This is a genomic window from Vescimonas sp., assembly GCF_057856985.1.
Genome location: NZ_DBLZXX010000014.1, coordinates 1 through 12,363, shown reverse-complemented (window position 1 = coordinate 12,363; position 12,363 = coordinate 1). Strand labels below are relative to the sequence as shown.

Sequence of the window (12,363 nt, the reverse complement as noted above, 5' to 3'; positions counted from 1 at the left end):
GAACGGCGGAAACCGTTCTCTTTTTTGCGTATGTGGGCGGTCACAGGATGGGGCCGCGGCGGTCGGGGTCCTGGGGCGCGAAGTCCGACAGGCCCTTGCGGCACACCACGCAGCCCGCCACGCCCACCGCCGCCATGGCGGCCAGCGCGGCTCCGACGCCGCCGGTGCCGCTGAACAGTCCCAGCGGATCGTTCATGGCGTTGAAGGCGGCATGGGCGGCGAAGCCGGGCAGGATGCTGCCGGTGCAGCGGCGGAGGAAGCCGAAGGCCAGACCCATCAGGAAGGCGTAGACCATCTGGATGGGCGTCCCATGGACCAGGCCGAAGATGGCGGCCTGTAATACCAGAGCCAGCCAGGGCGGCATGGCACGCTCCAGACGGGTCTGGATGACGCCGCGGAACGTCAGTTCCTCCGCCAGCGGGCCCAGCACCGCCATGGTCAGGAACGTGTTCAGGCCGGTGGAGGTCAGGACGGACATATCCGCGTTGTACGCAGCCATCCACGCCTCCGGCAGGAGGGACAGCGCCAGATCCGTCAGGACGTACAGCACGATGCCGGCAAAGGAACAGAAGCCGGCAGTCCAACCGGAGCAGCGGCGCAGGCACACGGCCTCTGACAGCGGCGTCTGGCGTATTTTGAACCACAGCAGCAGTCCCGCCGCGATGAAGAAATCGGCCAGCAGCGTGGCGGTGTCCGCGCCGTCCAGGATGCTCTGGGGATCGAAGCCGCCGGGACGCAGCGCGGAGCCGGCGATGGCGATGGCGGCGTAGATCGCGCCGGTCAACAGCTGCACTCCCAAAAAGAACAGCACGTACAACGCAGATTTCCCCAGCGCGGTCAGCACGCCTCTGGCGGTATAGGGGTGTCGGTGTTCCATACAGTCTCCTTTCTCACAGATCAGGTCCGGGTACGGTCAGGGTCAGTATAGCAGGGCGCGGCGGTTGGTGTCCAGCAACTCTGCGTTGCGTTGGTGGTTTTTTGGCCAAAGCGGCGCAACTTCAGGTTGTCAGGGATAGAAAACAGGGGAGCGGCCCGTGTGCCGCTCCCCTGTTTTTACAGCTTGATGTCGCAGGACATACTCATGACAGCACGTCCGCCCACGCGGACGGTGACGGTATCGCCGTCTGCATACAGGCGGCTGCGGATCTCCGAGGGACGGTACATATGCTCGCCCTGCAAAAATACGTTCTCCTGCTCCGGCTGCACCATACCGTGGCGGTAGAGGTAGTAGGTCAATGCGCCGTTGCTGGTGCCGGTGGCGCACTCCTCGGGAATGTCATACAGCGGCGCGTAGTTGCTGCAATAGGCGGTGCAGCCGTCGCCGAGGCAGAACATGTGGACGCCGGTGACATCATAGCGTCTGGAGAGCGCCGTCACCGCCGGTTCATTCTGGACGGCGCGCAGCAGCGTATCGCGGTCGCGGACGGGCATCATGATGTCGGCCAAGCCAGTGGACACGATGGCGGGCAGCAGGCTGTCGGGGCGATCCGCCGGAGTCAGGCCGTAGGCTTCGTACAGCTCCGGCAGCTCCGGCTCCGTCAGTTCCCGTATCCAGTGGGGCGGCGCCATATCCATCCACACCGTATCGCCCCGAACGCCGATGGTCAGATCCGCGGCCTTGGTGTGGGCGGTGATATCGCCGTCACCGATGCGCCCCAGCGCCCGCAGCAGCGCGAAGGAGGCGATGGTGGCGTGGCCGCAGAGCTCCACCTCCCCCGCCGGTGTGAAGTAGCGCAGGATCACGCTGCCATCGGGGCTTCGGGTGACGAAAGCGGTCTCGGAGTGCTTGAACTCGGCGGCGATCTGCTGCATCTCCGCGTCGGTCAGCGGGCGGTCCGGCAGCACCACGCCGGCCTGATTGCCGCCGAACAGGCGGGCGGAAAAAGCGTCCATGACATAGGCTTCCATAAAAAATACCCCCACAGATTTTTTAATCAAGATAATTATAAACTGTCTTGCCATTCATGACAAGAGTATTTGACAGAACGACTTTTTTTCGTTAGAATAGAATTATATATCCGAAACGGAAATCAAAAAAGAAAGGAACCTCATCCAAAATGCTCAATGAGCGCAGTCTGTTATCGCAATTCCTGCATTTCGCAGCCGCTACGGTGGCATCCCTCATGGTTTTCAGCCTGTATTCCATCGTAGACGGGCTGATGGTGGCCAAGGGCGTAGGCGAATACGCCATGGCGGCGGTAAATCTGGCGGTGCCGTTCACCAACGTGCTGTTCTCCATCGGCGTCATCTTCGCCGTCGGCACCAGCACCATCATCGCTATCTATCTGGGACAAAACCAGGGCGAGAAGGCCAATGGCCTGTTCTCCCAGAACATCGTGCTGCTGACCTGTATCGGCCTGACCATCACTGTCCTCGTCTTCGTATTTCTGGAGCCGTTCGCCGTACTGCTGGGCGCAAAGGGCGTAACGTATCAATATACTATCGATTATCTCAAGGGCCTTGCGCCCTTCGCCGTGTGCTTCATCGTCTCCTATAACATGGAGGTGCTGATCAAGACCGACGGCTTTCCCCGTCTGGCCATTCTGACGGTCATCACCGGCTGTCTGGCCAACTGTGTGCTGGACTACGTGGCCATCTTCGTTCTGGACTGGGGCGTTTGGGGCGCGGCCTTCGCCACGGGCCTTTCCCAGCTTCTGACGTGTATCATCTATCTGCGCCACTTTCTGGGCGAACACAACACGTTCCACTTCGTAAAGTTCAGGATGGACTGGAGCATCTACAAGCGTCTGATCCCGCTGGGCTTTGCCGACGGCGTGACGGAGCTGTGCAACGGCGTGATGATCTTCCTGTTCAACCGGGTCATCCTCCGGTGCCTCGGCGACGACGGACTGGTGTGCTACACCATCATCGCCTATGTGAACACCCTCATCATCAACACCATGCTGGGTATCTCCCAGGGCAGCCAGCCGCTGGTCAGCTACCACTACGGCAAGGAGGACGCGGCAGGCTGCAGGAAGCTGCTGCGGTACGGTTTTACGGCGGTGGGCATCATGACGGCGGTGATCTTCGCCGGTGTGATGATCTTTGCCCCCCAGATCGCCGGGATCTTCCTCGGCGCGGAAAAGCCGGAGCTGCTGGGCAGCGCAACCGGTGCGCTGCGGCGGTACGGTCTGTGCTACATACTGCTGGGAAGCAACATCCTCATGGGCGGCTTCCTGACGGCGGTGGAGCGGCCGAAGGCTGCCATCTCCATCTCCGTGGGCCGCGGACTTGCGTTTCAGGCCGGTGCGCTGCTGCTATTGGCGGCAGCCGTGGGCGGCACGGGCATCTGGTTCGCGCCGGTGATCTCCGAGGCGCTGTGTGCGGTGATGGCGGTATGGTTCCTCCGCCGGTTCCTGCGGAAAACCGCGGCATAACGAGCATGCAAAAAGTATCCCACGGCACAGCCGTGGGATACTTTTTGCGCTCTATGGGATGTGTGCCTTACGCCTGCGCGGCCTTTTCCGCCATCATGCCCCGTATCACCTCGTCGATACGGCGGGCAATGCGGCAGAAATCCTCCGCCGTGTAGCCCCTGGTGGTCATGGCGGCGGTGCCGATACGGACGCCGCTGGTCTGGAACGGGGAGCGCCGGTCTCCGGGGACGCAGTTCTTGTTAAGAGTGATGCCGCAGCGGTCCAGCTCCTCCTGCACCTCCTTGCCGGTGAGACCGGTGTCCGTCAGGTCCAGCAGGAACAGGTGGTTATCGGTGCCGCCGGTGACCACGCGGTAGCCCATGGCCATGAACTCCGCCGCCATGGCCCTGCAGTTGGCCACCACGCTGCGGGCGTAGGCGCGGAAGGCCGGCGTCAGGGCCTCCTCCGCCGCTACGGCCTTGCCGGCGATGACGTGCTGCAGCGGGCCGCCCTGCGTGCCGGGGAATACGGCGCTGTCCACCTTCTTGGCCAGCTCCGGACGGCAGAAGATCAGGCCGCCGCGTGGCCCCCGCAGGGTCTTGTGGGTGGTGGTGGTGATGACATCCGCCAGACCGAAGGGACTGGGGTGTTCCCCTGCCGCCACAAGCCCCGCAATGTGGGCCATGTCCACCATAAAGCAGGCGCCTACCTCCTGCGCCGCAGCGGCGAAACGGGCAAAGTCGATGGTACGGCTGTACGCCGACGCGCCGGCGATGATGAGCTTGGGCCGCAGCGCAAGCGCCATGCGCTCCATACCGTCGTAGTCGATGAAGCCGTCATCGTCCACATCGTAGAAGTGCAGGTCGTAGAGTTTGCCGGAGAAGTTCACCGGCGAGCCGTGGGTCAGATGACCGCCGTTGGAGAGGCTCATGGACAGCACGGTGTCGCCGGGCTGCAGCAGAGCCATGTAGGCCGCCAGATTGGCCGACGAGCCGCTGTGGGGCTGGACGTTGACGTGGTAGTCGGTGGAAAAGACCTCCTTCCACTTGGAGACGCAGTACTCCTCCAGCTCATCCACGATATGGCAGCCGCCGTAGTACCTGCCCTGATTGCCCATGGCCCGGTGGGCCGGATACCCCTCTGAATATTTATTCGTCAGGCAGCTGCCCACCGCGCGGAGCACATCGCTGCTGACGAAATTTTCGCTGGCGATGAGCTCCACCGTGGTAGCCTGGCGCAGTTCCTCCTGACCGATCAGGTCAAATACGCGGGACGCCATAGACCTCTCCCCTTCCCTATTGTGGTAATGTGATTCCTATTATACACTATCTTGTGGTTTTGGCAAGAAAAATCTTCTCTCCATGGCAGATGGCACGAAAACGCCTATATCCTTTGTGGGTTTTTTTAGAAAAAATGCAGAAAGAGAAAAAAGGGGTTGACATTTGCCGCCAAAAGCGGTATGCTACGCCCAGCTTCGGCAAAGTACAGTGAGGAGGAAAGCAACATGAAGCGTCGCGGCACCGCTATGATGATGTGCGAGATGTGCATGGGTATGATGTCCATGTGCATGTTTCTGCGCGCCCAAAATGATCGGTTGCTTTCCAAAAACTGTTTGTCGGCTTGAAAAAGCCGGTGTGTGAACAAGCGGCGGAAGGTCGATCGACCTGCCGCTGTTTTTTTGTTTGTTCCGGTGGGCAGCTGGGCACGTGCACAGTCCTGCGGCTCGCCGTCAGCAAGATCATACAATTCCTTCAAAACACATTTGAAAAGGAGACATAAACCCATGAAACACAACACTTTCACCCGTTTGGCCGCTCTGGCCCTGTCCCTGGTGCTGGCCCTGAGCCTGGCGGCCTGCGGCAGCAAGGACAACACCAATGACACTACTGGCGACAATGATGCCACCGCTGCCACCACCGTGAAAATCGGTGTACCCAACGACACCACCAACGAGGCCCGCGCTCTGCTGCTGCTGCAGGAGAACGGCATCATCAAGCTGGCTGACGGCGTGGGCATCACCGCCACCAAGAACGACATCGTGGAGAATCCGTACAATGTGGAGATCGTGGAGGCTGAGGCTGCCCAGCTGCCCAACCTGCTGCCCGACGTGGATTACGCCGTCATCAACAGCAACTACGCCATCAACGCCGGCCTGAACCCCGTCAATGACTCCCTGCTCATCGAGGGCAGCGCCTCCGCCTATGCTAACATTCTGGCGGTGAAGGAGGGCAACGAGAACGAGCCCAAGATCCTGGCCCTGAAGGCCGCTCTGGAAAGCAAGCAGGTGGCCGACTACATCAGCGAGACCTACAACGGCTCCGTGGTGTCTGTGGTGGAGAACCCCACCGACGGCTATGATGCCTCCGTGGATTACGACGCTCTGAAGGGCCAGACCATCACCATCGCCGCCTCCCCCACACCTCACGCCGAGATCCTGGAGGTGGCCAAGGAGATCCTGGCTGCCAAGGAGATCACGCTGGATATCCAGTCCTTCAACGATTATGTGGTGCCCAACACCGTCGTGGATGACGGCACCGTGGACGCCAACTACTTCCAGCACCTGCCCTATCTGGAGGACTTCAACACCCAGAACGGCACCCACATCGCTTCCATCGCTGCCATCCACGTGGAGCCCATGGGCCTGTACGGCGGTAAGCAGACTACGCTGGACGCTCTGACCACCAAGTAACGAAGAAAGGAGGGAGACGTCCATGATCGAACTCAAGCATGTCAGCAAAACATTTGATACCGGTACAGCCGGTGGGGTAGACGCTCTCAAGGACGTCTCCCTCACCATCGAGGACGGCGACATTTACGGCATCATCGGTATGTCCGGCGCCGGAAAAAGTACGCTGGTGCGGTGCATCAACCTGCTGGAGAAGCCTACCAGCGGTGAGATCATCGTCAACGGCCAGCGGCTGGACACCATGACCCCCGCCCAGCTGCGGGCGGCGCGGCGGGAGATCACCATGATCTTCCAGCGGTTCAACCTGCTGATGCAGCGCACCTGCCTGCGGAACGTGTGCTTTCCCATGGAGCTGGCGGGCGCGAAGAAGGCTGAGGCCGAGCAGCGCGCCCGTGAGCTGCTGGAGCTGGTGGGTCTGCCCGACAAGGCGGACTCCTACCCCGCCCAGCTGTCCGGCGGACAGCAGCAGCGCGTGGCCATCGCCCGTGCGCTGGCCACCCATCCCAAGGTGCTGCTGTGCGACGAGGCCACCAGCGCCCTGGACCCCAACACCACGCGGCAGATCCTGGAGCTGATCCGCGACATCAACCAGAAGCTGAACATCACGGTGGTGGTCATCACCCACCAGATGAGCGTGGTGAAGGAGATCTGCAGCCACGTGGCCATTCTGGACGAGGGCCGCGTGGCCGAGTCCGGATTGGTAGGCACGGTGTTCGCCGCCCCCAAGTCCGCGGCGGGCCGTCGGCTGGTGTTCCCCGGCGGCGCGGACGCCCAGGTGTACGATCCGTCGGAGGAGAAGCTGGTGCGGCTGGTGTTCAAGGACAGCAAGACCACCAGCATCCCCTTGATCGCGCGGCTGGCGGCGGAGGAGAACATCTTCTGCAACGTCATCTCCGCCAGCACCCAAAAGCTGTCCGAGGAGGTCTACGGCAGCATGATGCTGGGCATCCCCAGCAGCCAGTTCGACAAGGCTGTGTCCTTTATTCACAACGTAGCCAACGTGGAAGTTGAGGAGGTGGAGTGAGTATGTACAGCGATCTGTTTTCCCAGAAGTCCGTGCAGGACCTGCTGACCGTGCTGCCCTCTCTGCCCCTCGCCGTGTGGGAGACGTTCTATGTCACCGTGGTGAGCACGGCGCTGTCGCTGGTCATCGGCCTGCCCTTGGGCGTGCTGCTGGTGGTGGGCGAAAAAAACGGCGTGCTGCCCCTCCCCCGCTGGCTGATGCAGGTGCTGAACGTCATCATCAACCTGCTGCGCTCCATCCCGTTCCTGATCCTGATGATCATGGTATTCCCTCTGTCCCGTCTGCTCATCGGCACCGCCGTGGGCACCACGGCCACTATCGTTCCGCTGGTGGCGGCGGCGTTCCCCTTTGTGGCGCGTCTGGTGGAGAGCAGTCTCCGCGAGGTGGACGGCAACATCATCGAGGCCGCCCAGAGCATGGGCGCTACGCCGATGCAGATCATCTGCAAGGTAATGATCCCCGAGAGCGTACCCTCTCTGATCCAGAACGTGACCATCGCGCTGACTACCATTCTGGGCTACTCCGCTATGAGCGGTATCATTGGCGGCGGCGGTCTGGGCAAGATCGCCATCGACTATGGCTACTATCGGTACAAGTACCTGGTAATGCTGGTGGCCGTGGTGATCCTGGTGATCCTGGTGCAGCTGTTCCAGAGCATCGGCACGTGGCTCAGCAAGAAGTGCGACAAGCGCCTGAAAAAGTGAAAGCAAAAAGGAAGGACCCTTGCGGGTCCTTCCTTTTTGCTCTCTTTCGGGGTAGGTCTGTCCCGGTCAAAAAAAGAGACGCCCGCGGGCGTCTCTTTTTTGCTTTGCAGGCAGATCAGTCGATCATGCTCTTGAGGTCAGCGGAAACGGTGATGGGGGCTGCGGTAGCGGCCTTCACCTGCTCCACGGTGAACTCGGGGTTGATCTCGGTCATCAGCAGGCCCTCGGGGGTGACTTCCAGCACGCACATCTCGGTGATGATCTTGTTCACGCAGTGGGAAGCGGTCAGGGGCAGACGGCACTTCTCGAAGATCTTGGGGTTGCCCTTAGCGGTGTGCTCCATGCAGACGATGCAGTGCTTGGCGCCCACGCACAGGTCCATCGCGCCGCCCATGCCGGGCATCTTCTTGCCGGGGATGATCCAGTTGGCCAGGTTGCCCTCGGCGTCCACTTCCAGAGCGCCCAGGAAGCAGGCGTCCACGTGGCCGCCGCGGATCAGGCCGAAGTTGGTGGCAGAATCAATGAAGCCGCCGCCGTAAGCTACGGAGGAGGGGGTGCCGCCGGCATCCACCACGTGATAGGGATCGTAATTGGCGTCGCCCTCCTTGGGGGCCACACCGGCGGAGACGATACCCAGCTCAGCGTGGATGATCACCTCAACGCCCTCGGGCAGATAGTTAGGGATCAGGGTGGGCAGGCCAATGCCCAGGTTCACGACGTCGCCGTCCTTCAGCTCTTTGGCGCAGCGCTTGGCGATAAAGCCTTTGATCTCGGACTTTTCCATTACTTTCTGTCTCCTTCCACGATGTAGTCAACGCACATACCGTAGGTATGGATGTTCTCGGGCTCAAAGTCACCCACGGGAACGATGTACTCGCACTCGGCGATAACGGTGTCAGCGGCGGTGGCCATGACAACGTTGAAGTTGCGCATGGTACCCTTGTACCAGCAGTTGCCGAACTCATCGCACTTGTAGGCGCCCAGCAGGGCGAAATCAGCGTGGATGGGCTGCATCAGCAGGTAGTCCTTGCCGTCGATGGTCTGACGGCCCAGGCAGAAGGGGCTGTCCTCCACCAGGGTGTCGATGCCCACGGGGGTCAGGACACCGCCCAGACCAGCGCCGCCGGCGCGGATGCACTCAGCCAGCGTGCCCTGAGGCAGCAGGTTGACCTCCAGCGTGCCCTCGGTGTTCTGCTGGCCCACCTCGGGGGTCATTCCCACGTGGGTGGCAATGACGCGCTTGACCTGATGATTGTGGATCAGCTCCGCAATACCGAAAAACTCCTCGCCCTTGGGACCGGTGGCGCGGCCCATGTCGTTAGCGATCAGGGTCAGGTCCTTGGTACCGCGGGCTACCAGCTCCTTAACGATGGCACGGGCCTGGCCGCAGGCCAGAAATCCGCCGCACATAATGGTGGCGCCATCAGGGATCATTGCCGCTGCCTCTTTGGCAGTCAGTACAGGTTTCTTTGCCATTTCTGTTCCTCCTTGTTTTATCCCGCCCGCGGTCAGGACAGTTCCCGCCGCAGACGGTATTCGGTCACGAAGACTCCCGCTTCGCAACGTTTCTAACAATAGCATCATACCATCCTTTGCGTGAAAACGCAAGGGATGGACATGGGATTGCTGCGCAAATTGACCATGCCGGTCCATGGCGGGACCGGACGCATTCTGCCAATCGATAGCAAAATGGGTCAGCGCGAAAAGCGGAGAGTCGTACAGGCGGCTCTCCGCTTTGCTGAGGATCTTATTTCATGCCGCGCTTGACCATCTCGGTCACGGCGAAGGAAGCCACGTCATCGGCGTACTTGCCGGCGCCGAAGCCGGCATCGTAGCCCAGCTCCTTGGCCAGCTCGTGGGTGATACGGGGACCGCCGCAGCAGACAACGAACTTGTCGCGCAGGCCCTCGGCCTCCAGCAGCTCGATGAGGTTGGTCAGGTTCTGGATGTGAACGTCCTTCTGAGTAACGGTCTGGGAGACCAGCAGCACATCGGCGTGCAGCTCCAGCGCCTTCTTGATGAATTCCTCGTTGGGGACCTGAGAGCCCAGGTTGTATGCCTCGATCATCTCGTAGCGCTCCAGACCGTAGTGGCCGGCGAAGCCCTTGCGGTTCATGATGGCGTCGATACCAACAGTGTGAGCGTCGGTGCCGGTGGAGGCGCCGACCATCACGACCTTGCGGCCGATGTGCTCACGGATGTAGTCGTTGGTGTCCTCCATGCTCATGACATCGGATTCCACGGTGATAACGTGGATATCCTCGTAGTTGACGGAGTGGACGCAGCTGCCGTAGACCACGTAGAAGGTGAACTCTTTATCCAGCGGGGTGTGGTACGCCACGTTGGGTTCCTCGAGGCCCATCTTCTTGGCGATCTGGCGGGCAGCCTCCTCGCCGCGCTCATCGTCCTTGATGGGCAGGGTGAAGCTGGTCTGCACCTTACCGTCGTTCATGGTGTCGCCGTAGGGCTTCAGGCGGGTCAGGTCCAGCGTGGTATCGAAATCGATCTTATGGGTATTATACAGTCCGCTGCTCATGCTCCCACCTTGCCTTTCATGACCTCAATGAACGGATTGAAGTATTTGTCGTCCTTGACCACAACGCCGTTCAGACCCTTGCCGCCGTCCTTGGGACGCTTGACATCGGCGAAGATGCCCTTCTCGATGGTGGTGAACAGGCCCAGCTTCTCGATCTCCTTCAGCAGATCGGTGGCCTTGGTCAGCACTTCGTTGGCACGGTTGCGGATAATGCCGTTCTCCTTGTAGGTCAGCTCGCTGCCCAGATCCTTCATGGTACGGAAGATGTACTGGGCGTTCTCGATAGACAGAGCACGGTCGGACATGAACGGGGTGTGGATGGCCTCGGTCATCATGCCCAGCAGGCACAGCCGCTGGTTGGTCAGGATGGTCACCATATTGAACAGGGCATCCTGGATGTGGCCGCGGAAGATGTTGCCGGTCATGAACTTCGTGGGAGGCATGTACTTCAGAGGCGCGTTGGGGAAGATCTCGCGGGCCATCTGCGCCTGCGCCAGCTCATACAGGAAGGTGTTCTCCACAGCGGGATCCATCTCGAAGGCGTGGCCCAGGCCCATCTGCTCCTCGCGCATGCCGGCGGTCCTGGCGAATGCCTCGTTCAGGAACTGGGAGGCCAGCACGGTGTGAGCGGCGGTAATGGCGTCGTCAGTGGTCAGGTAGTTATCCTCACCGGTGTTGATGATGACGCCGGCGTAGCCATTGATGACGCGGGAGAAGTACTGATCCACGATGGTGCGCTGCATGTTGATGTCGCGGAACAGGATGCCGTACAGAGCGTCGTTCAGCATGACGTCCAGACGCTCCAGAGCGCCCATGGCGGCGATCTCCGGCATGCACAGGCCGGAGCAGTAGTTGCACAGCCGGATGTAACGGTGCTGCTCCTCGCCCACCTCGTCCAGCGCGGCGCGCATGAGGCGGAAGTTCTCCTGGGTGGCGTAGGTGCCGCCGAAGCCCTCGGTGGTAGCGCCGTAAGGCACGTAGTCCAGCAGGGACTGGCCGGTGGTACGGATAACGGCGATGATGTCGGCGCCCTGCTTGGCACCGGCCTTGGCCTGAATGATATCCTCGTAGATATTGCCGGTAGCCACGATGATATACAGGTACGGGCCTTCCTTATCGCCCCATTCCTTCAGGTAGGCGTTGCGCTTGCCAACGTTCTTGTTGATGCGCTCCACGGTGGCGTTCACCACGGGGGTGATGGCTGCGCGAATCTCCTCGTCGGAGTGAGCGGGAACCTTGCTCAGATCCAACTCGCCGCTGCTGACAGCGTCCGCCACGCCCTGGGGATCCTTACCGGTCTCCACCATGGCGTTGCCGATGGCCCACGCGGTGCCAACGGGCAGCAGGGAGTTGGCCATCAGGTGATCCACGACCACGTTGGGCAGGGGGACATCCATGTCATTGACCCCATCAATACCCAGCAGACGGCAAACAGCGCGCTCCACCGTGACGGTGGTGTGCTGGTCAATAAAGTGCTGCACATCGTCCGCCACCTTGGCAGCGGAGGCACGCGCCTGATCGACCAGCTCAAAATTCAAGCCGAGTTTGCTTTCCATAGTTAAACCTCTCTCTTACTTCTTGACGTGACGCTCGTTACGCAGCAGCTTGGTGGGCTCCAGATAGCGCTGCTTCGTGCCCTCGGCGACCCATGCCACGCCGGTCTTCTCCACCTTCTTCTTGCCGGTGCAGACATCGCAGTGGCAATCCTGCACGTAGTGTTCGGGCTGGGTATAGGAGGTGATGACGCCCTCGAAGTTGCGCAGGATGACCTTGCGGGGAGTCTCGGAGATCAGGTAGTTGGGCATGACAGGGGTCTTGCCGCCGCCGCCGGGGGCGTCCACCACGAAGGTGGGGATGCAGTAGCCGGAGGTATGGCCGCGCAGAGCTTCCATGATCTCGATGCCCTTGGACACGGGAGTGCGGAAGTGGCTCAGGCCCAGGGAGGGATCGCAGGCGTAGATGTAGTAGGGGCGGACACGCATCTTGACCAGACCGTGAACCAGCTCCATCATCACGTGAGAGCAATCGTTCACGCCGGCCAGCAGCACGGACTGGTT

Annotated in this window: 12 protein-coding genes and 1 pseudogene; 4 read left to right on the top strand and 9 right to left on the bottom strand. The window is 61.0% G+C overall.

Annotated features, from left to right (window positions below; genetic code table 11):
• Positions 1-40: 40 nt before the first annotated feature.
• Together ACZM22_RS08555 and ACZM22_RS08550 are read right to left on the bottom strand one after the other, a co-directional pair.
• Positions 41-877, bottom strand: coding sequence for a CPBP family intramembrane glutamic endopeptidase (locus ACZM22_RS08555; RefSeq protein WP_489543756.1), 837 nt, complete (start codon positions 875-877; stop codon positions 41-43).
• Between the two features lie 176 nt (positions 878-1,053).
• The gene (locus ACZM22_RS08550; RefSeq protein ID WP_489543755.1) at positions 1,054-1,908 is read right to left on the bottom strand and encodes a PhzF family phenazine biosynthesis protein; all 855 of its coding nucleotides are present in this window, start codon (positions 1,906-1,908) and stop codon (positions 1,054-1,056) included.
• 215 nt (positions 1,909-2,123) lie between these two features.
• Between ACZM22_RS08550 and ACZM22_RS08545 the strand changes: the two genes are divergently transcribed.
• Positions 2,124-3,377, top strand: a complete 1,254-nt coding sequence (locus ACZM22_RS08545; protein ID WP_489543754.1) for an MATE family efflux transporter — start codon at positions 2,124-2,126, stop codon at positions 3,375-3,377.
• Between the two features lie 67 nt (positions 3,378-3,444).
• Here the strand turns inward: ACZM22_RS08545 and glyA are convergent, their stop codons facing one another.
• Together glyA and ACZM22_RS08535 are read right to left on the bottom strand one after the other, a co-directional pair.
• Positions 3,445-4,635, bottom strand: a complete 1,191-nt coding sequence (glyA, locus tag ACZM22_RS08540; protein ID WP_417053870.1) for a serine hydroxymethyltransferase — start codon at positions 4,633-4,635, stop codon at positions 3,445-3,447.
• Positions 4,636-4,760: 125 nt separating this feature from the next.
• Entirely contained in the window at positions 4,761-5,141 is a 381-nt protein-coding gene (locus ACZM22_RS08535; RefSeq protein ID WP_489543753.1) for a hypothetical protein, read from the bottom strand.
• Here ACZM22_RS08535 and ACZM22_RS08530 point away from each other — a divergent pair.
• The 3 genes from ACZM22_RS08530 to ACZM22_RS08520 are packed head-to-tail and all read left to right on the top strand — an operon-like array spanning position 5,140 to position 7,770.
• Positions 5,140-6,045, top strand: a complete 906-nt coding sequence (locus tag ACZM22_RS08530) for a MetQ/NlpA family ABC transporter substrate-binding protein (protein WP_489543752.1) — start codon at positions 5,140-5,142, stop codon at positions 6,043-6,045. The two genes, ACZM22_RS08535 and ACZM22_RS08530, sit on opposite strands and share 2 nt — an antisense overlap.
• 22 nt (positions 6,046-6,067) lie before the next feature.
• Complete coding sequence (locus tag ACZM22_RS08525; protein WP_489543751.1) at positions 6,068-7,066, top strand: methionine ABC transporter ATP-binding protein; 999 nt, start codon at positions 6,068-6,070, stop codon at positions 7,064-7,066.
• A gap of 2 nt (positions 7,067-7,068) precedes the next feature.
• Positions 7,069-7,770: a methionine ABC transporter permease gene (locus ACZM22_RS08520; protein ID WP_417053874.1), complete on the top strand. Its 702-nt coding sequence runs from the start codon at positions 7,069-7,071 to the stop codon at positions 7,768-7,770.
• Between the two features lie 115 nt (positions 7,771-7,885).
• Here ACZM22_RS08520 and ACZM22_RS08515 read toward each other — a convergent pair whose 3' ends face one another.
• The 5 genes and pseudogenes from ACZM22_RS08515 to ACZM22_RS08495 all read right to left on the bottom strand — a co-directional run.
• The gene (locus ACZM22_RS08515; protein ID WP_489543750.1) at positions 7,886-8,554 is read right to left on the bottom strand and encodes a 3-oxoacid CoA-transferase subunit B; all 669 of its coding nucleotides are present in this window, start codon (positions 8,552-8,554) and stop codon (positions 7,886-7,888) included.
• Positions 8,554-9,246: a CoA transferase subunit A gene (locus ACZM22_RS08510; RefSeq protein WP_484424923.1), complete on the bottom strand. Its 693-nt coding sequence runs from the start codon at positions 9,244-9,246 to the stop codon at positions 8,554-8,556. The genes ACZM22_RS08515 and ACZM22_RS08510 overlap by 1 nt, the downstream gene beginning before the upstream one ends.
• A gap of 271 nt (positions 9,247-9,517) precedes the next feature.
• Complete coding sequence (kamE, locus tag ACZM22_RS08505) at positions 9,518-10,306, bottom strand: lysine 5,6-aminomutase subunit beta (protein WP_417053877.1); 789 nt, start codon at positions 10,304-10,306, stop codon at positions 9,518-9,520.
• A complete protein-coding gene (gene kamD, locus ACZM22_RS08500; RefSeq protein ID WP_484424922.1) occupies positions 10,303-11,862 on the bottom strand; it encodes a lysine 5,6-aminomutase subunit alpha in 1,560 nt (519 codons plus the stop codon). Before kamD ends, kamE begins: the two co-directional genes overlap by 4 nt.
• A 15-nt stretch (positions 11,863-11,877) precedes the next feature.
• Positions 11,878-12,363 (bottom strand): annotated as a pseudogene (locus tag ACZM22_RS08495) (lysine 2,3-aminomutase); the annotation flags it as partial.

Excerpts from the sequence above, each read along its gene's own strand:
- ACZM22_RS08525 (WP_489543751.1), top strand. The coding sequence starts at position 6,068 with ATGATCGAACTCAAGCATGTCAGCAAAACATTTGATACCGGTACAGCC.
- ACZM22_RS08535 (WP_489543753.1), bottom strand. The coding sequence starts at position 5,141 with ATGGGTTTATGTCTCCTTTTCAAATGTGTTTTGAAGGAATTGTATGAT.
- ACZM22_RS08555 (WP_489543756.1), bottom strand. The coding sequence starts at position 877 with ATGGAACACCGACACCCCTATACCGCCAGAGGCGTGCTGACCGCGCTG.
- ACZM22_RS08545 (WP_489543754.1), top strand. The coding sequence starts at position 2,124 with ATGGTTTTCAGCCTGTATTCCATCGTAGACGGGCTGATGGTGGCCAAG.
- kamD (WP_484424922.1), bottom strand. The coding sequence starts at position 11,862 with ATGGAAAGCAAACTCGGCTTGAATTTTGAGCTGGTCGATCAGGCGCGT.
- ACZM22_RS08550 (WP_489543755.1), bottom strand. The coding sequence starts at position 1,908 with ATGGAAGCCTATGTCATGGACGCTTTTTCCGCCCGCCTGTTCGGCGGC.
- ACZM22_RS08515 (WP_489543750.1), bottom strand. The coding sequence starts at position 8,554 with ATGGAAAAGTCCGAGATCAAAGGCTTTATCGCCAAGCGCTGCGCCAAA.
- glyA (WP_417053870.1), bottom strand. The coding sequence starts at position 4,635 with ATGGCGTCCCGCGTATTTGACCTGATCGGTCAGGAGGAACTGCGCCAG.
- ACZM22_RS08530 (WP_489543752.1), top strand. The coding sequence starts at position 5,140 with ATGAAACACAACACTTTCACCCGTTTGGCCGCTCTGGCCCTGTCCCTG.
- ACZM22_RS08520 (WP_417053874.1), top strand. The coding sequence starts at position 7,069 with ATGTACAGCGATCTGTTTTCCCAGAAGTCCGTGCAGGACCTGCTGACC.
- kamE (WP_417053877.1), bottom strand. The coding sequence starts at position 10,306 with ATGAGCAGCGGACTGTATAATACCCATAAGATCGATTTCGATACCACG.
- ACZM22_RS08510 (WP_484424923.1), bottom strand. The coding sequence starts at position 9,246 with ATGGCAAAGAAACCTGTACTGACTGCCAAAGAGGCAGCGGCAATGATC.